Annotated in this window: 25 protein-coding genes and 1 riboswitch; of the genes, 4 read left to right on the forward strand and 21 right to left on the reverse strand. The window is 36.7% G+C overall.

Annotation, left to right across the window (positions count from 1 at the left end; all coding sequences use genetic code 11):
- From ORI89_RS07470 to ORI89_RS07565, 20 genes are all read right to left on the reverse strand, one after another.
- The coding region (locus tag ORI89_RS07470) for a hypothetical protein (protein ID WP_268229834.1) at positions 1–4,358 on the reverse strand (4,358 nt) is incomplete at its 3' end.
- A gap of 3 nt (positions 4,359–4,361) precedes the next feature.
- Complete coding sequence (locus ORI89_RS07475; RefSeq protein WP_268229835.1) at positions 4,362–7,829, reverse strand: tape measure protein; 3,468 nt, start codon at positions 7,827–7,829, stop codon at positions 4,362–4,364.
- A 3-nt stretch (positions 7,830–7,832) separates the two neighbouring features.
- Positions 7,833–8,111, reverse strand: a complete 279-nt coding sequence (locus tag ORI89_RS07480; protein WP_268229836.1) for a hypothetical protein — start codon at positions 8,109–8,111, stop codon at positions 7,833–7,835.
- Positions 8,112–8,122: 11 nt separating this feature from the next.
- Entirely contained in the window at positions 8,123–8,527 is a 405-nt protein-coding gene (locus ORI89_RS07485) for a hypothetical protein (RefSeq protein WP_268229837.1), read from the reverse strand.
- A 13-nt stretch (positions 8,528–8,540) separates the two neighbouring features.
- Complete coding sequence (locus tag ORI89_RS07490) at positions 8,541–8,981, reverse strand: phage major tail protein, TP901-1 family (RefSeq protein WP_268229838.1); 441 nt, start codon at positions 8,979–8,981, stop codon at positions 8,541–8,543.
- A gap of 24 nt (positions 8,982–9,005) precedes the next feature.
- Positions 9,006–9,437, reverse strand: a complete 432-nt coding sequence (locus ORI89_RS07495) for a hypothetical protein (RefSeq protein ID WP_268229839.1) — start codon at positions 9,435–9,437, stop codon at positions 9,006–9,008.
- Positions 9,437–9,877, reverse strand: coding sequence for a hypothetical protein (locus tag ORI89_RS07500; protein WP_268229840.1), 441 nt, complete (start codon positions 9,875–9,877; stop codon positions 9,437–9,439). The genes ORI89_RS07495 and ORI89_RS07500 overlap by 1 nt, the downstream gene beginning before the upstream one ends.
- Entirely contained in the window at positions 9,877–10,209 is a 333-nt protein-coding gene (locus ORI89_RS07505) for a phage head closure protein (protein ID WP_268229841.1), read from the reverse strand. Before ORI89_RS07505 ends, ORI89_RS07500 begins: the two co-directional genes overlap by 1 nt.
- On the reverse strand, positions 10,200–10,724 hold the full coding sequence (locus ORI89_RS07510) for a head-tail connector protein (protein WP_268229842.1): 525 nt from the start codon (positions 10,722–10,724) through the stop codon (positions 10,200–10,202). The genes ORI89_RS07505 and ORI89_RS07510 overlap by 10 nt, the downstream gene beginning before the upstream one ends.
- Position 10,725: 1 nt before the next feature.
- A complete protein-coding gene (locus ORI89_RS07515) occupies positions 10,726–10,950 on the reverse strand; it encodes a hypothetical protein (RefSeq protein ID WP_268229843.1) in 225 nt (74 codons plus the stop codon).
- Positions 10,940–11,206 (reverse strand): hypothetical protein, encoded by a 267-nt coding sequence (locus tag ORI89_RS07520; protein ID WP_268229844.1) that lies wholly within the window; start codon positions 11,204–11,206, stop codon positions 10,940–10,942. The genes ORI89_RS07515 and ORI89_RS07520 overlap by 11 nt, the downstream gene beginning before the upstream one ends.
- Before the next feature lie 61 nt (positions 11,207–11,267).
- Positions 11,268–11,420 (reverse strand): hypothetical protein, encoded by a 153-nt coding sequence (locus ORI89_RS07525; RefSeq protein WP_268229845.1) that lies wholly within the window; start codon positions 11,418–11,420, stop codon positions 11,268–11,270.
- Positions 11,421–11,485: 65 nt separating this feature from the next.
- Positions 11,486–12,706, reverse strand: a complete 1,221-nt coding sequence (locus ORI89_RS07530; protein WP_268229846.1) for a phage major capsid protein — start codon at positions 12,704–12,706, stop codon at positions 11,486–11,488.
- A 32-nt stretch (positions 12,707–12,738) separates the two neighbouring features.
- On the reverse strand, positions 12,739–13,401 hold the full coding sequence (locus ORI89_RS07535; RefSeq protein WP_268229847.1) for an HK97 family phage prohead protease: 663 nt from the start codon (positions 13,399–13,401) through the stop codon (positions 12,739–12,741).
- 172 nt (positions 13,402–13,573) lie between these two features.
- The gene (locus ORI89_RS07540) at positions 13,574–14,983 is read right to left on the reverse strand and encodes a phage portal protein (protein ID WP_268229848.1); all 1,410 of its coding nucleotides are present in this window, start codon (positions 14,981–14,983) and stop codon (positions 13,574–13,576) included.
- Positions 14,984–14,998: 15 nt separating this feature from the next.
- Positions 14,999–16,342: a PBSX family phage terminase large subunit gene (locus ORI89_RS07545; protein WP_268229849.1), complete on the reverse strand. Its 1,344-nt coding sequence runs from the start codon at positions 16,340–16,342 to the stop codon at positions 14,999–15,001.
- Positions 16,308–16,853, reverse strand: coding sequence for a hypothetical protein (locus tag ORI89_RS07550; protein ID WP_268229850.1), 546 nt, complete (start codon positions 16,851–16,853; stop codon positions 16,308–16,310). Before ORI89_RS07550 ends, ORI89_RS07545 begins: the two co-directional genes overlap by 35 nt.
- Before the next feature lie 31 nt (positions 16,854–16,884).
- Positions 16,885–17,154 (reverse strand): hypothetical protein, encoded by a 270-nt coding sequence (locus ORI89_RS07555; protein ID WP_268229851.1) that lies wholly within the window; start codon positions 17,152–17,154, stop codon positions 16,885–16,887.
- A gap of 163 nt (positions 17,155–17,317) precedes the next feature.
- Positions 17,318–17,560 (reverse strand): hypothetical protein, encoded by a 243-nt coding sequence (locus tag ORI89_RS07560; protein WP_268229852.1) that lies wholly within the window; start codon positions 17,558–17,560, stop codon positions 17,318–17,320.
- Between the two features lie 24 nt (positions 17,561–17,584).
- Positions 17,585–18,832: a tyrosine-type recombinase/integrase gene (locus ORI89_RS07565; RefSeq protein WP_268229853.1), complete on the reverse strand. Its 1,248-nt coding sequence runs from the start codon at positions 18,830–18,832 to the stop codon at positions 17,585–17,587.
- Positions 18,833–18,935: 103 nt separating this feature from the next.
- Here ORI89_RS07565 and ORI89_RS07570 point away from each other — a divergent pair, with 103 nt between their 5' ends.
- The 4 genes from ORI89_RS07570 to ORI89_RS07585 all read left to right on the forward strand — a co-directional run bounded on the left by ORI89_RS07570 (position 18,936) and on the right by ORI89_RS07585 (position 23,742).
- Positions 18,936–19,622, forward strand: coding sequence for an HAD family hydrolase (locus ORI89_RS07570; protein ID WP_268229854.1), 687 nt, complete (start codon positions 18,936–18,938; stop codon positions 19,620–19,622).
- A gap of 1 nt (position 19,623) precedes the next feature.
- Positions 19,624–20,388 (forward strand): sulfite exporter TauE/SafE family protein, encoded by a 765-nt coding sequence (locus ORI89_RS07575; protein ID WP_268229855.1) that lies wholly within the window; start codon positions 19,624–19,626, stop codon positions 20,386–20,388.
- Between the two features lie 1,188 nt (positions 20,389–21,576).
- A riboswitch (Fluoride riboswitch) is annotated at positions 21,577–21,642 on the forward strand.
- A 418-nt stretch (positions 21,643–22,060) separates the two neighbouring features.
- Positions 22,061–23,371 carry a chloride channel protein gene (locus ORI89_RS07580; protein ID WP_268229856.1) on the forward strand — a complete coding sequence of 437 codons (1,311 nt, stop codon included), beginning with the start codon at positions 22,061–22,063 and terminating at the stop codon, positions 23,369–23,371.
- A complete protein-coding gene (locus ORI89_RS07585; RefSeq protein WP_268229857.1) occupies positions 23,344–23,742 on the forward strand; it encodes an AAA family ATPase in 399 nt (132 codons plus the stop codon). Before ORI89_RS07580 ends, ORI89_RS07585 begins: the two co-directional genes overlap by 28 nt.
- Positions 23,743–23,925: 183 nt before the next feature.
- On the opposite strand, the gene ORI89_RS07590 is transcribed toward ORI89_RS07585, so the two are convergent.
- Positions 23,926–24,360 carry an Lrp/AsnC family transcriptional regulator gene (locus ORI89_RS07590; protein ID WP_268229858.1) on the reverse strand — a complete coding sequence of 145 codons (435 nt, stop codon included), beginning with the start codon at positions 24,358–24,360 and terminating at the stop codon, positions 23,926–23,928.
- Positions 24,361–24,731: the final 371 nt, after the last annotated feature.

The following is a 24,731-nucleotide window of genomic DNA, read 5'->3' on the forward strand; positions in this document are numbered from 1 at the left end:
TTATTATATACCTTGACGCTGTTTAGTCCACTTTCGAAACTCGGGTCTCGATAAATCATTCGACCTGTACTCTTACTGTCGACCTGAGCTTTAACAGTGAAGTTAATTGCATCAGGTGTAATCTTTTGCTCCGCAGTACTTACTCGATTTCCAAGAGCATTAACTTCTGTGCGTTCTGCTTTTTGTGAAATAGATTGTGTATTTGCATCTACTGTAATAGCTAGATTAGTGACAGAAGATTGAACGGCGTTGATACTATCCTTAATATCGTGAACACTAGGCTTCCATTCTGTGCCTTTATTACCTTTTTCAAGCTGAAAATCTGCAAAATGAGTTCCTAAATCAATTCCGTATATATGAGGTAAATCACTTGTATATCCACTCCTAACTTTAAATGTTACATAATAACGAGTAGGAGTTGTAGTTATATCTATAGAGTTACTTGTGTAGTTAGAACCCCCAGCATAATTTCTAAAATTAATATTGTCAATTCCACTTTCTGTAAAAGCATCAAAAGACCATGTATAATATTCGTCAGATATTAAGCCAAGAGTTTGTTGAATACGCAAAGTCTGACCTTCTATATTTTTACGTTTCCAAATTTTACCCCCAATAGTAACATTTGTCAACATGTTGTAATCTGTACTGTAAAAAAATGAATTCTTCCAGTTATTTCCTCCACCACCTGAGTTAGCAATGTTTTGCCCCCCAATCTGAATAGCATCTATCTTATTAGTTACCTGTAGGTTAATACGCCCCTCAGCGTTGCTAATTTCTGCTTGTGTTTCGGATTTGTTATAGACATTACTACCCGATGTTGCTATAAGAGTACCGTGTACATGCGCTTCTTCTAAGTATGCTCGTTTTCCATAAAAACCGAAATCTGCTAGTGTACCGAAAATAGGGCTTACAATCCCTGCAAGATTACCCATACGGGTGCGTACGCTGTTCGCTCTGTCCGTCCACATGCCATAAACTGTATCGATAAAAGGCGCACCTGAATCACTGGCAGTAATGTATACTATCCCTTTACGATTATTATCTGTAAAGTTGTCGATTCGGACAATATGATCTCCTTCAGAAGGAATAGACGAACCTTGTAGTATCGATAACGTAAAACTTGACGATGTAGTCGACAAAACGCGACCAACAAAAAGCTTCGCCCCCTGACCATTCCAAACCTGACATTTCACTACATCATCAAACCTGAAAGGATTACCGACAGCACCATCATCAGTATCAAATGAGCATACATAGTTGCTACCTGTCTTTGTCACTCCTGTAATCTCAATACCATCAGATACGATGATAGCTCCATTGGTTGACTTCAGCTCATTTACAACAAGAGAATAAAAGTTTGCTTCGCCTCTTACAAAAAGATCATCAACCTCTAATACATATTTACCATTTGCGTCTTTTACGATTCTATAGCCATTGCCTGACCAACCACTTTGGAAAGCAGGAGAAGAAACTCCTTCAAATTTTGGGCTATCCCCTGGGCGAACAGGCTGCGTTAAATAATTAGGTTGCGCTAACCCGTTCCACAAAATAGAATTATCCGCTAGATCTGCTCTTAAAGCACGTTTCGCTAAGTCAGAAGTATTTGCGTGATTTGCTGTAAGGGAGTGAGTAGCTAAGTCTGCAGTATTCGCATGTCCAGCCGTATCAGCTGTTGCAGCATGAGTAGCGATATCAGCACGGCCGGCTCTTTCGGCATAACCTGCTTTTTCTGCGTAAATAGAAGTGCCGCCCGAAGAACCACCTCCACCACTAGAAGAACCAGAGCTGTTAGAACTAGAATTGATTTTTGTCAAACTATTAGGCCCAAAATCAAAACCTCCATTAGGTAAGTTAACAGATTGCAACTGTACAAATGTGCCATTGAAAGAATGGTCTTTTAAGGAGACATCACCACTTTTAAGCCCCCATTTTAACCCTGCATAATCTTCAAAATCATATATATTATGTAGACTTAAAGGATAAGCAGAAATTTCACCATCCAACATTCTTTTTGGAGTAAAATACCGCCTTTGAATAGATCTTGCTAACGTAAGACCCAAAGCGCCTAGTTGCATTCCACCGCTTCTAGTTAGCCATTTATCACAAACAACTCCTTCAACTTTAACAACAGATAGATGATCTTCATTATCCTCATCTCCTACTACAATAGTAATATCATCTAACGTATCGAAATAATCTTCTATTTGTCTATACTCGTATAATCTACCAATACCCTTTGTTTGTCCAGAAATTCTAGATAATTTGATGTCAGCAATAGCAATACTAGGGTAAAAATTCAAATCAGGATTACCGCCTGAATCTGCAAATTGATTCTCAAACGAGGTGTATTTTTGTAACCTAATATCAGGATTCGGCAACTCCTCATTAAAAACTACGTTAGCCTCCGAGTTCCATATATCAACGTCTAATGCATAAAAATTGTAATCGCTCGCTCGCCCCTCTTTTTTTGAATACCACGTTGTCTCAGTTGCGCTACCTATTACCGTAAATACTAAAAAACCGTCTACAGGAACATTGTCTGATTTAATATTTATTTCAGACCAACCAACCCACGATCCATACTCGCTAGATATAGGTTTTTTTATCGTATTAGACTTGTAGTAATAGGCGATATTGCTATCAAGTGGCTTTTTAACCCATTGCCCTGTTTGATCGCTTGGTAAATGCATAACGCCGCCATTAAAGGATATATCTCCTTCAACACCTTTGTTTACTAAATAATAGACCTCGCTAGAGTTATTCTTATTAATAAGCTTTATTTCAAAAGCTACATATTGCGCTGCATTTGCATATGTTGCAGCATCATACCAATGCTGAGTAAAATCATGCCATAGATTTATATAAAGGGTGTCATCTTTTTCAAGATTCATTCCTTTTTGCATAAGTCCGTTATTCCACTTAAACTTCTGATTACTCCCCCCTGTCATTATAAGTTGATCGGCCAAAGGTGGATAAGGAGGCAGAACCTTTTTTGCAATAGTTAGAGCGGATGCTGCCTTTCTCTCCCAGAAGTCAGGAGTGTATGTGTTGGGGTTATTTACAAGTGTGGGAAATAAAAAATTTCCATTCTGTAAAAAGTTCGCTAAATCATCACCTTCAGCTTTAAATCTGTACTCATACCCTACCGATACACTTTTTAATGTTTTATCAATATACCTTGTGTTGCCGTCTTTGCGATTAAAAATTTTATCAATTTCGCAAGGTATCACAACAACATTTGATTGAGGGACTCGGTCTATAAAGCTGCCATTATAATCATATCTAAAGAAGTCGTCTTCTATTCTATGTATATCTACAGCACTTATAATCCATTGTCCATAGTTTTGACTAACTATAAAATCAAAAGATAACGCTAAGTCGTTTAAGACATCCCACGCACTCCTAGTGCCTTTAGTAAAATCCCAATAATTGTACTTTTTCTTTGTTTCTTCATCTGGCTTACCTGTAGGATCTACCCAGATTCTAGCATCTATTTTAGATACAGATAAAACGTCTTGGTTTCGATTAGAAGTTGCCTCAAAAAACAAGTATGATATTTCCCTGTTTAAATCTCCCACGTCGGATGTTAAAGGAGCAGGAGAAAGTCTAATGCCTACACCGCCACCCGCATCTACGTCACTCCTGTCGACTTCTAGTATTTCGGATGTAAAAACAGATCCTTTTGCATCATCCTCAAAGGTCCAAGTGAAATAATTACCTACTTTAACCAAGCTAGTACTTAAAGAATTGAAAGATTGGCTATAAATCCATTCGTCACCTATTGGTATAACAGCCATCGCATCTTTAAACTCACCTGTCGGAACTACAGGAAGCCTATCTACAAGCGTGACAATATCAAGTTCAAGACCTGTCTTTTTGAGACATTCTTTTATATAAAATAGAAGGCTTTTTTCAAATGAACCATCGGTCGCTCCAAAGTTTTGATTTGCGGAATCAACAAACTTTAAATCTTTTAGACGTGTTAAACCATCGAAAGCATTAATATCTAAGTATCGTAGATTGTTTGTATCTACCTCCCCAAAGCTCTCAGGAGTTAAAAAGCCTATCCAGTCTACCTCTCCATTTACTAAATGCACTACTTGGTAATCTGAATCGTTAGCTGTGATCAGATCGTCCATCCCAAAAGTATTAGTACCTATAAGCTGTATTTCTCCCATTGTAGGATAAATGCCACCTATCAAGTTCTCTTCGCTATTTAGAATAGACTTTTTGAAAGGAATAGGGCCCGCATCAACACTTGTTGATGCGCCACCGTAGTTTTTCTTCCTTATAGATAATCTAGCATTATCGCCTGTATCATTTATGCAATAATCATGAAAATAAATTTCCCTATACATCACTTACCCTCTCCCAAACTTCTTTTCAAACCTCACAGCACGACTAACAGCAAACTTTGTAGTTGTATTACGCTGCTCACCCTTAACATTAACATCTAAAGACAACCTACTTTGCCCGCTTGTAGATGATGGCTTAAAGTTACTATTATTTTTAGCAATTCGAGGCGTAAAATCAGAAACAGAAGGAACATTTCCATTATGCAACTCCTTTAGATTATCTACACCTATTCTTTTGGTAGCTGCCGCACTAAATACAAACTCCTGACCGTGCACAACACCTGCTACCTTTTCTTTTCCAACATTACCAGTATAACCTCCCGAAGAGAATCCTAGAACTCCACCCAATAGATTTAAACCTCCACCAGTAAAAATACTTCCGAATATTTTAACCGCAGCCAATCTCATCAACTCACTTATAATAGAGGTCACCATGTTTTTAAAAACCTGAGTCATTCCTTCTCCAAAAGACTTGCCTTCAACTAACATTGTGGCAAAAGAATCACCAATGCCCTTTGTTAAGTTTTCAAAAGCGCCATGAAGTGCAATAACCTTATCTTTGCTGTCTAGTAAAACACCTTGTGTTGACTTGTATTGTTCTAATGTAATAGCTCCTGATAAATACTTTCTTTCATTCTCTTCTAAAAGAATATTTGTTTGCTCCAGTGATCTGTTAAATAAATTTCGGGTATCGACCATTTCTAAGCGAGTCTTTTGCTCTCTTTTATACAGATCTTCCATTTTATCGAAGTATTCCTCCTGAAGTTTATCTCTTCGATTGTCGCCATCAACATTTACAACACCAATAGCAACTTGAGATCTTAAACTTTTTTCTAAATCATTAGCAAGCTTCTTATACTCTGCATTAAGGAGTCTTAAATTTCTTTGAGCTGATGTTTCGTCAAACTTTCTAGCAAAAACTAAATCTATGTTTATAGAGTCAGATAATATTTTCCGATTAGAGTCAGCTATTTTTGTCGCCATCTTTTTAGCGTCTTCTTCTCTCTTTTTTATAGACTTCTTAATCATAGCATCTACAGCTATAATAGTTTCAGCCTGCTTGTTTATTTCAAGCTTCTTTATTGTTTCTGTCGATGTGCCAACATTTTCAACTGCTTCAATAGCCTGTCTTTTCCAGTTATCATATTTTTGATTGATTGCCTCTAGTGTTTTTTGTATTCCTGTGAGCTCCTGTTTATTTAAGCTATTATTAGAGTCAATTAATATTTTCGCTAGTTTCTCCCTAGAAATTTTTAACTTTTTTACATCGTTTTCTGAACTTCCGATACCAAGTGATTTTTGAGAAAGAGAATAAGCATCAAGGTTCTTCTTAGCTACTTTAATAGATTCCGTTATTTTATTCCATTCTTCACTTCCTTTTTTATCTAATGTCAAGCTATCTCTGCTTTTTTGAAGACTTTTTATCTGACTCTCCCAATATTCTTTGTTTTTAACAATACTCTTGTTAGCTTTTTCCGAAGCTTCGTTTACACCTTCATAAAATGTCAATACCCTTTTTTGTTCCTTAGATAAGTCTACTATACCAGTTCCTCTTAATTCTACTGCAATATCATAAGACCTACCTCCTGCCTCTGTCGCCAATCTTCTGTAAAAATCTATCTGGTCAGATATATATTTTTTTTCTTTAGGATCATTGGTAACATGCGAGGTGTATCTATCTAAAATACTTTGATATGCTTTTGATTTTTCGTCCAGTTTCTTAAATTCCGATTGTAAACTGTTTAGAGTAGTTTCATTCTGCATACGCCTCCATTCCAAGAGATCTTTAGTCATCCCCTGTAGCTTTTCCCTATTTATTGATATTGCGTCGCCATATCTACCCCACTCTAATACAGCCTCAGGCATTAACTCACCTATTTCTCTAACCTTATTATTTAATTCATTCTGCTCTTCTTTAGTAAGGTTTGCTTTACTTTTTAAATTGTCGTATTCCTGGGTTAGCAATACAACATTTCTATATGTTTTATGAAACTGATCTTCTGTTCTTGCGTACTCTCCCCTAAGTGAAAATGTAGAGTCTTCATTACTATTTATAATTTTTAACAATGAAGCTAAGCCCCCAGTAACCTCTTTAAAGAATCCTGTGGCAACATCTGACTTAAACAACATATCCCATTCTGTTTTAAGTCTAGCTACAGAAGCTTGGAGAGATTCTACCCTCTCTACCTTATCATTTGAAAACGCTATGTCTAATTGTTTAGCAAATTTTGGCAAAAACTCCTCAGACATAAGTTGCCCAGAAGAAACGAGTTTATTTAGCTCCATTTCACTCATGTTCATAGCTTTTGCAGCTAAAGAAAAAGCTCCTGGCAATCTATCACCCAACTGCCTACGCAATTCTTCCATAGATACTGTGCCCTTAGATATCATTTGAGATAGAGCCAAGAAAGTACCTTTAACCTCATCGGTTGACAGCTTCATTTTTGCACCGGCATTAGCTACAGATTCAAATATATCCCTAGATTGTTCTGAAGTAATATTTGAGTATTGCACCGCTCCTTGCCACATCTTAAAGGACTCAGCCATTGATATAAACTCAATACCTAATCGATCAGATGACAAACGGAGGAAAGCCAAGTTGTTGCCAAACTCTTTTGTACTTCCACTTATTCGCTGTATGGCATATTCAAGAGCGTCCAGTTTTAGGTTTGTACTAAATGATTTTTGAACTCCTTGTTGAGCCGCTGCAGCCAGACCTATAACAGTTGTAAATTGTCCTATAACAGGAATAACACCAAGTAAACCACTCCTGTAGTGACCTACATTTCTTTGATGATTCCCTAGTGTGGCATCGAACTCTTTAAGCTTTTGATTTAATTTTGAATATTCAACTATTTGCGCTTTTATAGCTGGATTTGTCGAATCAAAACCACCTTTAGCCTCCCTAATAGCTCTACCTAGTGCAGTAAGTCGTTGTTGCGCCTCTCTGTACGATCCTGTTGCCGCCTTTGTTTCTTGAGCATTTTTCCTTTTATCAAGAGTTATTTGAGCTATCTCTTTCCTAAGAGCTGCAGCCGCTGTCTTTTCTGCCTCTGTTGCTTTTCTTTGATTTTCTGTAGCTGTTTTTGCATCTTGTGTTGCGACCTTAGAGTCATTTAAGGCTTTGGTTTTTTCCCTAATTTGATTTGTTAAGTCTTGACCAACTTTTTTAAGCCTCTCAATTTCTTCTTTGTACTTCTGTACCTCTACTCTTGATCGTTCTATGATAGCTTTATTATCACCAAAGCTTTTCATATACTCGTCTAGCGATATGCCCCCTAAAGCGCTTTTGATATTACTAGCTATATCCTTAGTTGTCTTTCCTAAACTCGCAAATTTGGCTTCTATCTTAGAAAGATCACGATTACCAACTGTTACAAAGTCTTCTATGCTCTTCTCACCCTGCTTTAAGCCTGATGATAGCTTTTCTAACCTCGCCCTTACCTCTACACTTAAAACTGCATCTGCCGCCATATCCTACCCTCCTATTGTGTCATTAATCAAGGATAAAGCAATATTCCGCTTTTCCTCGCTCCATGATTTAACGTCTACTGTATTTGTTTTTATCTCCTCTTCTCCTATAGGCCACCAAGATTCCATTGTCTGCCCCTTCATGTCGCATTGGCTGCTCACTATAAACCAAGAAAGGAGTCTAAGCTTCTTTTTCTGCTCAGTCTCCTTTCTTAAAAATCCAGAATACATTAATCCAAATTCAACAGGAGTGAGCCTATAGTATTCACTAGGCCTCAATCCCATTTGGCCAAAAGCTATTTCTTTAATTTCTGTGTACGACGTGTTTTCGTCTCCTTTTTTTTTACCTTTTCGAGATCTTCCGAAACTCCTTCGACTATATCTACAGCTTTATCTATTACCTCAAAAAGCTTAGACCCTGCTTTACTTTTGTCAAACGAATCTAGCACGTCTTTGATATTTGAATCAACACTATCAGGACTAAAGAAATGATCTTCTAATTTTCGCATAACATCGGAGTAGCTTAAAATTGGAGAAATACAATCAATAGCACATTGATTTAAATACCCTGCCCACACAACGTCAGCAGCATACTTGTTTGTCCCCATATAATCAGCCACAAGCTTCTGCATTTCCTCAAAAGCTACCATTCCGAAATAAAGGGGGATTATCTCACCCCCTATTTTTAAATCAATTCTCATACCTTATCTAAGATTATGGTGTAGGCTCTTCATCCATTGGCTCCCCTACTCCTTGAAGTGTTACGCTGAACGTAAAGGCTTCATTGTTACCCTGAGTTTCGTTATAGGAAGAAATCCATGCTTCACCATAACGAACATAACTACCTCCTACCTTAGCGATTTTAACAGGAAATGTTTTGCCGGACTTGAATAACTCAAATAGCTTATCAAAGCTCGCCTCCGAAGCTTGCAACTGACTATCTATAGCCATACCATCACCGCTCATAGTCCAAGAAGCATTGCCCGCTATTGATGCACCCCATGCGCCTGAGCACTTACTTGATGTATCAATAGAATCACGTGACCCCTCAAAACCATTAGTTGTAAGACACGCCAGTGTCAACCATTCAGGAGTTGGAGTCCCGTCCTTAATAAATAATAGGTAATCTTTCCCATTCTCAAATCTCTCTGCCATCTCTACCTTATTTTATTGTTAAAACTAAATCTGATTTATTTCATGTCTGAACGTTAATATTTTTGTTATTATACGCTCCGTTGTTTCGTCTACTACTGTTTTTGCCATCGTTAATTTTGTATTCCATATATGGAAATTGGGAGTAACAATAAGAGTGTCTCCCGACTCAGGAATAAGCCTTGCTAGAACTAAGTTTGAAATGTCTTCGCTCTTCTTTTTTGTTCCATAGCCAAGCTTAAACTTTGTGACTATATTTAAGCTTATAGCATGGTCTGTAGCAAAACCACACTTAGCGCTAGTGTCCGTAAACGTCTGTCCAGACACTACGATATAAGTCATTGAATCATCGTCGAACGGCTTTATTTCGTCATGAGAAATAATAAGCTCATTGTCCAACTTCAACCCTTCTAAAGCCATTATGTAACCAACTCTTATTTCGTAACTAGCGTCTTTCATTACCCCTTTCTCAAAACCTCTCTAACTCTGTAAACAAAAGGGCTAGTGTTCTTTACCCAAGCAGGATTTAGAAAACTATGAACCTTTGTTGTTCCTTTACCATTTATAAAATACTTCCTAGCTGCATCTTGCCACTCCTTAGGAAGTGTAGGTACGTATGATGCTGCATAAAGACCAGTACCGAACTCCAAATAAACAGGCATGTTTCGCATCATGCCCGACCCCGGCATTGCGTTTACTTTAACACTATAACCATAGCCGTTTTTATCTGATACTATCTCACCGTTAATAAGGCCATCGATCATTGGCGGAGCATTCATTTTTGCATCAAACTCAACACCTCTACCAGTATCTCGAACAACATCCCTAACGCCATTGCGGTAAGTCTTAACCTTATCCCGAAGCATCTTTTGAACGTTTGCCAAGCCTGTTATCGCCATTACTGCACCTTTACGATTATTTCAATGTACTTACCTTGTAACTCTACGTTGTCTATATTCTCAATAGTGGTCTTTTTACCCCTAATTTCAACCTGCATAGCGTTGTTTAACTCTTTATCATCACGATAGCGAATAAGAACCGAGTAAACCTTTTTTAAACTATCTTGGAAGGTTTCCGCTACCCTTGTGCCTTTTATTTCTTTAACCCAAGCCCAAGTGTCCCAATACAGCGTTTCTTTGGTTGTTGTTCCACCTCCTAGATCTCGCACTACTTCGTTTTTGTATATTGAAATTCTTTCTCGCCTTCTCCCTGCTCCTACATTTAAAGCCATAGATTTTTATTATATGGTTTAACAAGGTTCTTTGTCGCATTGGATAATGTAGTAGAACTAAGCACTTGATTATTTCCGTTTATAACTAGGTTCTCTCTATTATCGTAATCGGTTAACACTTGCTTAAGTACTGCTATCTTTAAATCCTTTGGCAAAGGCTCAAATCCTGCTTTATAAGTGACGAAGTAGCCTCCATAATGGCTTAACTTTATTTTGAAAGTAACAGCACTGTTATACGGTATAGCGTTGCCTTCTTCGTCTGTTACCGACTCTATCTCCCTGACAGGCGAACGAGGTAACCAAAGAGTGTCTTTTGTATCAGAATATACCTTGATACGCTTTTCAATCAAAGAGATATTAGCCCACATTTCAATATGGGTGCGAGCGGATGTGATAAGCTCATTTAATAAGTCGTCATCACCCGTATAATCAGCATCAATACGACAATAAACCTTAGCTTCCTCTAGGCTTACTGGCTCTGGTCCTATTTCCTCTAATATCTCTATGTTTAGCATTCTACTTTGTTTTTGTAGCTGTCTTTAACTCTTTTGTCTTAACAGGCGCTTTAGCTTCTTTAACATCTGTAGGTTCCGACAAAACCTCAACCCATCCTTTAGCAATGTATCGCTTTGCCTTTTGTTCGTTTGATTCCTCAAACACTTCACCTGGATGATAAAAACCACCGCAATTGCATGTGGGCTTTTTGCTGATCAGCACTTTTGCTTTTAATTTATACGCCATACCGATCGCCTCCTCTTTCTTTACACAGTTTTTCCATTCGTTTCTCAAAAGATGATTTTTCAACTTTAACATCTGTAACTTTGTCACTATTGATAAGCTTCATAAAATCATCATAACAAACAGTTATAGGTGTAGACTCAATCATTTGATTTTTATCTCCTACAGAAAGCTCACTTACAATAGTAATATTCACTGATACAGGCTTAATTGATACCTCGATAGTGGATGCTTTGATTATACTGTCTTTTAATCCCATAATTCAATATTTTGTAGCAGTTGGATGAATCGAACATCCAACTTGTACCATACTGCTAATGCTATTTAATGAAGCCTTTTGCTTTAAGGTTATCAACCTGCAATACGCCTACCTTTATCTTTACACCCTCTTTAACATAAGGATGATCTTTTGTAGCCGTAACCTCTACTCTTTTAGTAGTATCAACTACTTTACTTTCTTTTTTATCAGACATTTTATGTAATATTAAATTTCTTACTCAATTAACTTTTATAAAGTGTAGGGTTTTACCCCTATACTTTATGGTGTTGCTACAATAGCAGCTTTAACGTTGGCAAACGTATCCTGAACGAAAGCGTTTCTATCGTGACGCTTTACGTACGAGTGTAAGAATCGCTCTAATACAACAGTTCTTAAGTTTCTACGCAAATCGTCGTTTTCAGTTCCGATTTCCATAGTGTAGTCGTCAACAGGACGAACGATAAACTTCGTAAAGTCACCTACAATAGCTTCTCCTGGGGATAGCTCATCACTAATGACAAGTCTAACGTTGCCGATCAAAGTGCCGTCTTTGGTGTTAAACAAAGGCAAGATGTAATGCCCGTCAGATCCTTTTTCTAGAGTCATGTTTAAGTGATCAATAGAAGGGACTAACGCAATGTTAGGGTGATGGCCCGTCTGTGACACTTGCAATGCCATAGCTGCTAACGCATCGTAGTTATTAGGGTCTTTCACCGATAATCCAGTCACGTTAAACGCCGCTGTAAACTTTGATAGCCCATCAATCTCTTTTGGAGTTGTAGCAGAGTCTCCGCTGATAAGCTTTTTGTCTACTTCATCTTCAATTGCTTGAATACCATCAGTACGCAATTCTGCTTCAAACTGTTCAACGAACTTTAGGGTCTCAGTAGTAACTTTAAAAACTACTGTTACTTTTTTTACCTTTGATTCATCATCTACAAACTCGAATGATCTAACAGGCTTTAACGCTCCCTCTGCTGTAAATTCAGCCGTACCCTCTTCGTTTACCTTAGACACGTAAGTAATCAACCCCGCGTTTGTAGCCTGAGTGTTTACCAACTCGGATATTCTAGGGTTTACGCGAGGTGCACGGTTAATTGTCTTGTCTACCTCCGTACGGTATAAACTGGGCGCATTACCAGATACAGTTGCTGTTGTCATTGGAGACGAAACAGCTTTGATCTTGAATTTTTGACCTTTGGTAGAAGTTGACGATTCGGCAATAGCTTTGAATGCCTCTTCGTTTTCCTTTAACTCGTCAGACAATGACTTTTCCTTAACCGTAACGCCTCCGCCTTGCTCAACTTTAACAGTAAGCTGATCCAAATGCTTTTGCATTTCTTTTGCATCTTCCTCAGACTGCTTAAGCTTACCTTCTAACTCTGTCGCTTTCTGCTCCGCTGCTTCGGCTTTTTCTTTAGCAAGCTTTACAGCTGCTTCGTTCGCATCCAATTTGGTCCCGAACCCTTTTACTTTTTCTGCTACTTCGTTTTCTTCCATCTCACTTATCCTTTTCTCTTGTGAAAATTCTGTTATAAAAAGTTCAATACTGCTTTAGTGTAGACAGCCGGCTTTTCTTTCTCCGAAGTGTCATCTGACGGCTTAAGAGAGTCATAAAGTGACTTGATACGTTCGCTTAATTGAATAAATGTTTCGTCTGTGTATTTACCATTACGCATTGCTTTTTCAAGCATGGCAACAGTAGCAAAGATGTCCTCTGCTGACTTAATTCCTGTTACAGGAGTATTGGAGTTTGCGCCCCAAAATTGAAGACTAGAGCCTTCTAATAATATGTTTTCATAAATGTAGTTAGCATCAGATTTGTGCTGCTCGTTTAAAGTGATGTAGCCGTGTGAATGCTCTGTGATAATACCATCCTCAACCATTAATAAGAAGTCACGCCCCGCATTGTGTCTGCCTGCCTTAGATTCATAGTACAACCCAAAGTCATCCTCTTTCAAATCAAGTATGACCGCTATAGCGTTTTTCTTGTTGTGGTCTAATAAATGTTTAATTCTTGGCCTAGCTGATTTTGGGCCATTCTCACGAATAGATTTAGCAAATGCCCCTTTAACAATAATATCGCCATCACTATCTTTTGAGCCAAAATGAGCGAAGTAGCCCGTAACAATCCCTTGTTTTACGTCTACATCCTTAAATCCTTGACTAATTCCTTTGGTTAACATACCCTGCATAATCCACCTCACTTAATAGAAAATGGGCGAAATAGAAACCTCAACACATGATCAACAGCACTTTTCTATTTCGCCCAATCTCTTTTTGTCATAACCCTGACCACAAATCGTCCTACAATCTACCGCTAAGATAATTAGCTAAAATTACATTTGCAAACTTTTGCTAAAATATTTAGCTTTTATTTATTTCATCTTCTATTTTTGGCTTATTGTCCACTCTCATAGATTGTTGACTTTGCTTTAACAACTCAGCACTCACAATCTTAATATTAGTAGGGTGCAGCATCATGTCAGCTATAGGATCTTTAAACACATCCCAACCTATAACACTTCTAAATTCATTTGTAGAGAAGTGTCCAGAGCCATAAACCTCACGCATCAATTTAACATCAGGCTGCAGCTCTGGATAAAAAGCATTATCCGCCTCAAGCATGTATTTTCTTCCATCTCCTTTAGTAAACATAGGGATTAACCAATGGTTCAGTCCTTCTGTTATATCGTTATGTTGTGGCATCACAACCTGAGTAACTAAGGCCTTGTATGCCCCTTCTTGGTTATCATACTTAGCACCATCTTTAATACCTAATAAAATAGGATCTACGTTGAATAACGAACATGTCTTTTTTAAATCCTCTTGATCTGCTTCGATTAACTTCATATCCGCAACGCTATCACCTATGTTATGCACTTTAACAGATGCGCTTGTAGCTTGGATGTTCATGTAGTTTTCTGGACCCTGCAGCTTTTCTTTGATACGATCGTTTAACGTATCGAGTTGCTCTTGTGTCATTACCTCTTCGTCCCCCGTTGGTTGCTCAGCACTAACAAGGTATGCACGCCCACCATTGATGTAAGCACGTGTTTGCGCCTTTTGATTTGCCTTTTCTCTATTTAGGATATTCCTACCAACCTCTATTGGCGCAATAGCATGAAGTCCGGCACCTGCATAATTATATAATGGATTCCATTTTTTGATGTGCAAAACACGATGTGGTTCAATCTCCAATGGCTTGCCGTCAAAATAGAAAATGTAATGTTTTATAGGATTACGAAAATCATTTGAGTATATCGGCTCTACCAAATGAGGGGGCAAAGAATACAATGCGACTGGCTTACCAGCATTCTTTCCAATGCTTGGAATATCCGCATAAATCATACACTCCCCTAGTGTATTATAAAAGCCTCCTATATCCTCTAAGAACTGCATTCTTGTCTGATAGCTGTTAGGCCTATTGAGTAAATCCAACAAAGGGTGCGTCTCCACCTCTTGAAGAGCCTTTACTTTGTATTCATTGGCCTGCTTGATAAATTCAGCCTTTTGCCTGTAGTTTAGGTAATATGCTGCCTTTTGTTCATTTGTGACCTCATATAGTAGCCAAGGGCAAGGTTTAAACTTATCAATAATTATACGAACGATAGGAAAGACATAAGTAGAGCTGAACATTGCCTCCTCTAATAATCCACCTTTACCGCCTTTAAGCAAATCAACAATATCCTTACCTATACTCACAACAGGAGTAAACACACCATATCCGCTAGGTGTATAGCTTTTCTTTTTAAATAATCTTCCCCACATTCCCATACTGCACTTATTATTTTAGTTGTTATATATTTCTCTCTTCTTCTTAGCGTACTGGGGGTAAACAGCGTATCTAATAGCGTCAATAGCGTGATTAAATGCATCGACAGGTATTTTACTTTTCTTGTCATGCCACACGTAATTATTGAACTCCTTCCCTAACTCCACGCTAGAAGGATCTACAATTATTTCGTTAAAATCCTGCAATACCGCTATTCCTGCTGTAATACTACCTTGTCCTTTAATAGTAGCTTTAATGTTGTTACCCAACCCTTTTAATTCTGATATCAATCTAGGTTCTGCGCTATCAGCGTATATAAGACCACTCCTTGCAGCGTCGCTATTAGCCTCGTATATCTCGCTTGTCTTAAGTTTAGGCTTGTATAGATGTAATTTAACATACAACCTCTTCCGCTTCTTATCTATTGATGTTTGAACCAAAGTTGTAGGATCAGTACTGAATCCAAAGTCTTGCCCCCATACAGATGGAGCAACCTCTTCAAACTCTCCATATCTCCAGTTGGTGAATATCACCCCCTCAGCCTTATCAAGCCAACCGCCTAAAACAACGTGTTTGTAATAGCGATAAAGTTTTACCTTTCGAGGATGGGTTACTTCAAGTTTTAATATTTCATCTTCTGTTTTATCTTTTAGATCCTCATAACATAACCTTGACTCTTCAAAGTCTGCAAGTAGGTTTTCGGCTATATGCTCCTTTTGCATATCCAGGTAGCTAGAGTGAATATAAAGCACGTTACCAACTATGCCGTTAAACCCCTCGGGCACCCCTCTTTCTTCGAAAAACTCTTTGTATATCCAATGCTCCTTTGTTGTAGGGTTTAGGATTATTACGTTTAGGTTTCGCTTTTCAGCCCTAATTGATTTCTTTATTTTATCCCAACCGCTATAGTCAGGCATTTCCTCTGCTTCATCTAGTACGAAAACAGAAAACCCCTTCAATGATTTTAAAGAGGCTGTTTGATTGCCAGAACTAGTTTTAATACCCTTGAATGCTATCTTAGCCTTTTCGTTACCTTCATCATCTAACGCAATAACCCTGTCTTTTAACACATCGAAAGAAGACTCACAGTTAAGCAAATCAATTTTTTCCTTAAACTCTGGTACAATCGAATCTTGGGTAGCGGTTAACGTGTATCTAGTGTAAAGAACAGACCTAGCCCAATCTTTGGCCATAACACACGTAGCGGTACCAACAGCAAAAGACTTTTGACTATTTCTACCGCCTGTAACAATAGCTGTATCGACTACATAGAGAGGGTCATCTTCATCCGTAACCTCAGGCCATCTAAATAGCGATTCGTACTTATCACTTATCGTTAGTTCTTCCTCCGCTACTTCCATCCCCTACACTCCCTTTACTAAACTTGATTGTTGTTGTTCTTGGCGACATTGTGCCATCCGTTGACTTATGGTCCACCTCTTGTTTATCTTTCCAATTCTCAGGGCTACGGTTCTTTGTCCAATATTGTTGGTTTCGGAAATCACCAGGCAAGAACTCTTCTAGCGTAACAACTTGGACTGTCTCTCTTTCGACTCTTTGCCCTTTCTCATTGTAAGAAACCTCTTTAACCTTGAAAGCTTGCTGCTTTGGAACTATCCTGTCTCTAGCTCCATTAAACAAGGATTCAGCAACTTCCATATCAGCTACACGCTTGCCCGCACGTATGGACTCTAAAAACCCCTCTTTACTTTTCTTCCAATTGTTTATTGTTGCTTCACAAACAAGAAAAAAATCTGCTAAATCCTTATCAGTAGCACCAAGCAAACATAGCTTATAAGCCTGTTCTGTAAACTCTTCTTTAAAATCAGAAGGCCTACCTCCTACATCTATTTCTTTATCCTCTTCACTCATTGTAAACCTCCTGACTTAAACTGAAACTCTCTTACAACACAAATGGAGCAGGCTGGATAACATACTCCTTAAGCACTAAGCCTTCATCACTTCCATTACTCAAGCCTTCAATAGCTTTTCTGACATCCTTATAGTTACCAACAACAAGGATATTGTAGTCAGATGCATATCTTATAATAGTATGCTCTCCATCTTCTTTAGCATGAGGGTCCAGACCTTTACAAATCGACACAATACTATTAGTGCCATAAAAACTAGTTGTAGAATCAGATTCATGTTCTACGGTGAAAAATTTAATCATGTGTTATGTATTTAAATCAAACTAACATTTTTATCAAAAATAAGCTAAAACATTTTATCAACAAAACAAAGACTAAAATATATAGCAAAAGAAAGCCCCAACATCGGGCGACGTGGGGCTAACTAACTAACCAATTATAAACCTAAATTATGAAAAGACTATTTTAAATAAATGTATTAATTTCTACTCTAACTGTAATGTTGTCGTGTAAGATATTTTCTCCATCATACTCAAACACTTTCATCGTAAAATCTTTTTCATCACGCCCTATCAAGTGAGGAGCTTTTTTGCATATCTCGTCAATACAATTCTGCTTTATTATTCTTAAAGCACCATCATCATCCGCAAGGCACCTTGGAACAACTGACCTTGCAGCGTAATATCCTAATGTTATTATGTTGCTCACACACAAATATACTAACTTATTTAGCTAAAACAAGTCTTCATTTAATTTATCAATTACATCTCTCTGCACTTGGTCTATTATGGACCAATCAGGCCTTATGTATGTGTCAGTAATTCGATTATCTGCGCTTACATGATTAAGAGCCAACCCTACATCATCTTTGCTCGCTCTACAGTCGTTTCGGGCTATTGTAGCAAAGCTATGACGAGCGTAGTACGATGAAATACTTTCTTTCATTTCCATTTTTTGAGATATCCTCCTTAGCCCCCTGTTACAGGCCTCTACTAGAATAGCAGAACTAGACCACCTACTTCTAACGGAAATAAACCAACGAACGTACGGAATTGCTTCTTTGGGTATAGATACACTTATAAAGCCATTATCCATCCTTATATCCTCAACCTTCGATCTATTATATTCAAGCCTCTCGACTTCCTCGTGTAAATTGTTGTATAGGTCAACTATATTTATGCCACACAAGTAGAATGATAACATGAAAATATTTTTCCCGACAATCTCTCCAAAAATAGTAGGTTGATAGTCTCTAATAAATCTCACATCCTCAATACTAAGGCTTCTTTTTTTTGTGATCTGCATTTTTGGGACCGGCACATTTGAAAAAGGATTTCCTGGAATACGGATTACCCCAAGTTCTTCATCGTTGTACTTTTCCTTACATAAATCGTAAAGTTTTTTAAATCTAAAATAAACAGTATGGATGGAGTTATTTGATGCCACTCCTCCAGACATCACCGCTTCTTGCGCTGTACTTCGCCCCATGCTTCTTGTAATTGAACGAGGCTTCTTTACATACTCTAAAAACGCACGAATGTACTTAGACGTTATCTCAGGCACATATAAGGGCTTTCCGTTTTGAAAATCTTTCAAATGGTTGATGGTTGTGCGATAGGTTCCCATCGTATTTTTTTTAAGATTTTTAGACATTTCCACAAAACATTCATCCATAAATTCAATGAAATCTATGTCCCTTCCGTCTGATATAAGTAGCTCTCTGATTTGTGAAGCGGTCATACTCTCAGCCCTAATACCAAGTCTAGATATTTTATCCTGCAACAACAAAATATCAGAATAAAGATAATCAAGGATAAACTTCTGTTTTATAGTCCTATCTTTGTTTAAGCTACTTTCTGATATTACATGAGATGTTTTTATGTACACAGAAGACCGCCGATGAGATAGTCTGTAAACGACAAGCCAGGTGCCGTCTTTTCGACGATTGTTTTGTAAAATAGTAGGTGTTATTGATGCCATAGGTTTTCATAAAACATTCATAAAACATTTGCTCATAAACATACGAAAAAAGCTCGTATATTTGCTAATATATTTAGTTTTCATTTTTTCAAACACGCTCACAATGCATTTAAACGCTATTAACAAGGATTTTAACAACTTTGCTGTAATTTTTGATATGGACGGAGTAATCTGCCATACAAATCCACATCATGCCATAGCCTTTGCACAGTTTTTCGATCGCTACCAAATTACATACAATGATAGAGAATTTGAACAGCACATGTACGGTAAACATAATAGTTATATTATGTCACACTTCTTTAAAAGACCTATTCAAGGTGAAGAACTAAAGAAACTTGAAGAAGAAAAAGAAGCACTATTTCGAGAAACATATAAGGATAAGGTAGAAACGATTCCGGGGTATTTAAGTTTTCTCCAACAACTCAAAGAATTGAATTTCAAGACCGCTGTTGCTACATCTGCACCGGCAGCAAATATGCACTTGATTGTAAACGCCTTAAATATCGCAGACAAAATGGAATCACTATTAGCTAGTGAAGATGTAAATTTACATAAACCTCATGCAGAAGTTTATTTAAAATCAGCACAGAACATAATGGTTCCCCCAAGCCAATGTCTAGTTTTTGAGGATTCTTTTTCAGGAATAACAGCCGGACTTAATGCAGGTATGAAGGTTGTTGGAGTATTAAGTTCACATACAAAAAAACAACTTCCCCCATGCTCTTTTTATATCGAAGACTATAGGCAAATAGACACTGAAAAAGTAATAGCATTGCTAAAAAGTTAAATTGCAGGAAGCCTTTCAACTAATAAATTCACCACTAGGATTTCTTATATATATCCTTTGTGCTATCTTAATTGGCATGTCAAAAGGAGGAATACAAAATATAGGCGTACTTGCATTGCCTTTATTTGCATTCCTATTTGGCACAAAACATTCAACAGGTGTCATTCTAATCTTGCTCTGTTTTGCGGATATCGTAGCAATCATCTATTTTAGAAAAGTATTTCTATGGAAAGAGGTAAAAAAGCTTCTACCAACTGCTTTCATAGGAATTATTGGAGGTGTTCTACTGGGGAGATATATTAATGATAGCATTTTCAAAACTATTATCGGAACATCAATACTACTAGGTATATTTTCTATGTTCTGGCTCCAAAACACGACTGAAAAGATACATAACAAAATAATAGAAAACAGGTGGTATTCTCCCCTCTTTGGGGTTATACTAGGCTTTACAACAATGATAGGCAATGCAGCTGGTCCAACATTATCGGTCTATATGCTGTCAAAAAAACTCAATAAAATAACTTTTGCCGCTACATCAGCGTGGTTTATCATGATTTTAAACCTTAGTAAAGTCCCTCTACAAGCTTTCCTTTGGAAAAACCTAAGTTTAGCGGGTCTATACCTTAACTTACTGGCTCTTCCCTTTGTTGTTCTAGGCGTATACATAGGGATTCGTCTTTTAAAAATCTTAAGTGAATCTAAATTTCATACAGCTATTACTTGGCTAGTTATATTCTCAGCACTCTTATTAATTGTAGTATAGAAAAAAGACTAAAACAGAATAAAAAAACGGAGTGCAATTTAAATTATATATTAATATAGTTAAAAAAAGTTAAAAAAATTCATCCACATACTATTACAGCACTAACCTACGTTCTAAAGATATAATTTCATAATTTAGGTTAATAATTGGTTTGGTAAAATCCTGAAGCACCCCGCTTCAGGATTTTTTTAATCGACTTATTCAACGGTACGTCTTAGCTTACAAACATGTAATAAAAAATAAAAAAACAGTTTATCTTTACGTATTCATATTTACAATAGACAAAGTCCTTAATAATATTTCATTTTTATGAAAAGAACATTTTTTTATGTAATGACATCTTTTCTTTGCTTAAATAAAATAGTGTCCGCTCAAGAATACTTATCACCTGAAGAAGAGCCTGCCGCATTTGCTCTCTCATAAGTGCATAACCTATGGAACCTAGAAATCGAAGATACCGCCTTGTGATCTTTACTAACAATGCCTATATACGCTCTAACCCCTGACTTAGCTATCAAATAGTCGATTCCTTACCTATTGGCTCTATTGTTAATATACGAAGTGAAGCGTATAACGGCGATATCATAAAAGGTTTTTTAGCCCCCTGGAGACAAATCAACCACGAAAAAGATGGTCAACTTAAAAAAGGATTTATTTGGGAAGGGTTATTAGCTCTCGGTATACAAAAGGACAAAGAATAAAATCAATATATTTATGGTTTTGAACGTTTTGTGACTGCAAAAAACAATCACGACCAAGATAAACATATTGAAGCAATCAAACTGCTAGATAAAAAATGGAAAGCTAATCAGCCTCAATACTTTTGACCATATAGACTACGGACAAACTTACCAAACAAGCGAATTCCTATCAAACATGGGCTTAAATAAGCTAAAAAACATCATGCAGATAGAATTTCAGAGCTAAGCGTGCGGCGTGCCTAACTATTATTACTATACCGTCTGGAACGACACAGTGCTGATTGATATTCCAAATCGCTATAAAGTTGGAGACGCAGGCATATTTTATTACATAGAATCTTTTTTATTCCCATCTGAACATAAAGAAAACCAAATATATTGTATAAATTTTTTTTTATCCATTAACACATTTTTTTGTGCTATAAATCGCAAAATGAAGAATATTCTCTATAGACATATTCACTTATTATTTTTTTTTGTATTTTAGCAACTTAAAGGAAATGATGCCTTCCTAAATAAACCGCTCTAAAAAGCTGATGGCGTCTACAATTTTAAATAGGTTGGAAAAATAAATATTCCAACAATTATTTTATTTGTAGACAAAACAACATGATATATTCCAATATTAAAGCGATACAGCAAAATCACCTTAAGCTTTTAAAACCGTTTTACATATCAATTTCTTCAGGCAGAAAAAACACTACATATCCAACTTACGATCAAGAACAAATCAAGGTTAGCGCACTCACGAACTAAGTAAGGGATATTCATGCTGTTTATTAGAAAAATAACTCGAATAATTATTCACTTATAAAACATCAATAAAAAAACAAACACCAACAACTTCAAAATAATATATACAATAACAGAAATTAACCTTTACATAATACAAGATAAATATTCCATACAACGACTAAAGATTAAATAGAGACTGCGAGCTCACTAAAGAGTTTCATAAAATGAATACATTAATGACAAAAAAAAGAATAAAAATATTCATTTCCGAATTACCGCGCTTATCGATCGCTCTAACACTCATAGCTATAACAGTGGGTTTAATCATTGCTTTCTTTCTATGGTGCTTAGATTTTGTAATTCACCAGAGATTTTTACACCCCTATTTATTATATCTTCTTCCGTTGGCAGGTGTATTTATTTACTTCCTATACCAACAAGCAGGAAAGTCGATCGAAAAAGGAAACGACTTAATTATTGCTGAAATATACAAGCCAAATCAAGGCATCCCTAAGCGCATGGGCTTACTCGTGTTAGTTACTACACTAATCACACATCTTTTCGGCGGATCGGCAGGGCGTGAAGGTACAGCCGTCCAAATAGGTTCCAGTATTGCGTATTTTTTTGGACAATGGTTCAAGATAGATAGTAGAACAACGCTTATTTCGGGCGTGGCTGCCGGATTTGGAGCCGTATTCGGCACACCTTTCGCTGGTGCAGTATTTGCAGTAGAAATACTCCAAATAAGAAGGACTAATTACAAAACATTTTTACCGGCAATTATCGCTGCTTTAGTTGCGGATAAAACAGTAAAAACTTTACAAATTCCACACACATCTTATTCAATCGACTATCATAAACCCTACGCTATTAATTTTATTCAGAAGTATTTCTATGTAGAACCAAGCTTAGTTTTTAAGATAATTATAGCATCTATTTTCTTTGGCCTTGCTGCCTTTTTCTTTTCCTTCTTAACAAAACATATTAAATCATTAGCACAAAAAATCATCAAAAAAAAGTGGTTAATACCAGCGATTGGAGGCGTGATTATTATAGTTTTGACAATTGTAAATGGTAAACCGGACTACTTAAGTCTTGGAGTTGACCCTGAGTACCAAGGAGCTACTACAGTGCAATCCGCCTTCCAAGAAAACGGCGCCAACACATGGAGTTGGTTCTGGAAAACACTATATACAGGAGTTACAATCGGAACAGGCTTTAAGGGAGGAGAAGTAACGCCTCTATTTTACATCGGAGCCACCCTCGGTAATACGCTATCTTTTTTCCTTAATGCACCAGTAAGCTTATTTGCAGCCTTAGGCTTTATTGCTGTATTTTCAGGAGCTACTAATACACCATTAGCGTCCTCAATAATGGGAGCTGAAATATTTGGAACAGAACACATTACACTCTACCTCATAGCCTGTTACATAGCTTACCTATTCAGTGGTCATCAAAGTATTTATGGTGCTCAGCTTATATATAAGAAGAAAAGAATTTACTTACTATGCAATCAAATATGGAATACAATAAAAAAAATATTTTGAAAAACCACTTATACGTTATAACAGGCGGACCCTCAGTCGGAAAAACAAGCCTCATAGAAGAATTAAAAAAACGTTCATTTAATACTGTTGAAGAAGACGCCAGAAGACTCATAAAAGAGGAAATTCAAACAATGGGAGATGCAATATCTTGGAAAAATAAAGAGAGCTATGCGAGGAAAATGTTGACCAGATCAATAAATACCTATCAAACGATTCAAAAAAGTAAAACCAATGAACTCATCTTTTTCGATCGGGGCATTTTAGATAGTCTATGTTATATCGAAATGGAAAACCTAAATATTACCTGCCCTATAAATGAAGAGCAGATAGGAATACTCTACCATAAAGAAGTATTTATTTTACCACCATGAAAACACATATACACAACTGATAATGAGCAAAAACAAGACTGGGACACCTATCTATTTACCTATAAGAAAATGGTAAAAACCTATAAAAAGTACGGTTATAAATTAATCCATGTGCCTACGGAATCTATTACAGTAAGAGTAGATTTTATACTTCAGAACCTCGGTCTGAAGGTATAATCTTATTCAAACTTCTTTCATTACAAAAGTACTCTTCACAGTAGTTAAAGGAACGATATCTAGTAAATTATCAACCATAAACTCTTGATAGCATTTTATATCTTCAGAAGCTATTTTTAATATAAAATCAAAATCACCAGAAACCTGATAACACTCCAATACCTCTTCAAAAGAAATTGCTTTATCAATAAACTTCTGTAAATCCTCCTTATTATGATCCTTAAGCTGCACATGTGTAAAAGCTAATAAGCCCCTTCCTATCTTATTATAATCTATAACAGCCACGTAACCTTTTATAAAGCCATGTTCTTCTAATTTTTTAATTCTTTTAAATATGGGCGTTGCTGTTTTATTCAACAACACACCAATCTCCTTATTAGTTAAGCGTGCATTTTTGCGCAAAAGATTTAATATTGCTAAGTCCACCTCATCTAGAACCATATGTAAATATTTATATTTCTACAATACTTGTAAAACCAAAAAAAAGAAAAAACAATCTACAAATCGACCTTTACTTAAAAAAAAGATTCATTTTTACTTTAATTTGATAAGTATTTTTATTTTGCAGACATTTGCCTTTTAATTATAGTCCATTAGTGTTTTGAGTTTATGATAATGTTGCTACATACTGTCTTGGATAAATCGGTGATCATCGGTATATCTGTATCACAAAAATATATGGTATTTTTAAGGTAGAACAATTATCCTCTCCCCTAACATATAAACAAAAAATTACTTGATGATAAAGTTGTAATAAAATAGCACATCGCTCACGCAACAAATTAATAAAGAATATTTTCACACAATAAAAA

This window comes from Sphingobacterium sp. UT-1RO-CII-1 (assembly GCF_026711005.1).
Taxonomy (GTDB): domain Bacteria; phylum Bacteroidota; class Bacteroidia; order Sphingobacteriales; family Sphingobacteriaceae; genus Sphingobacterium.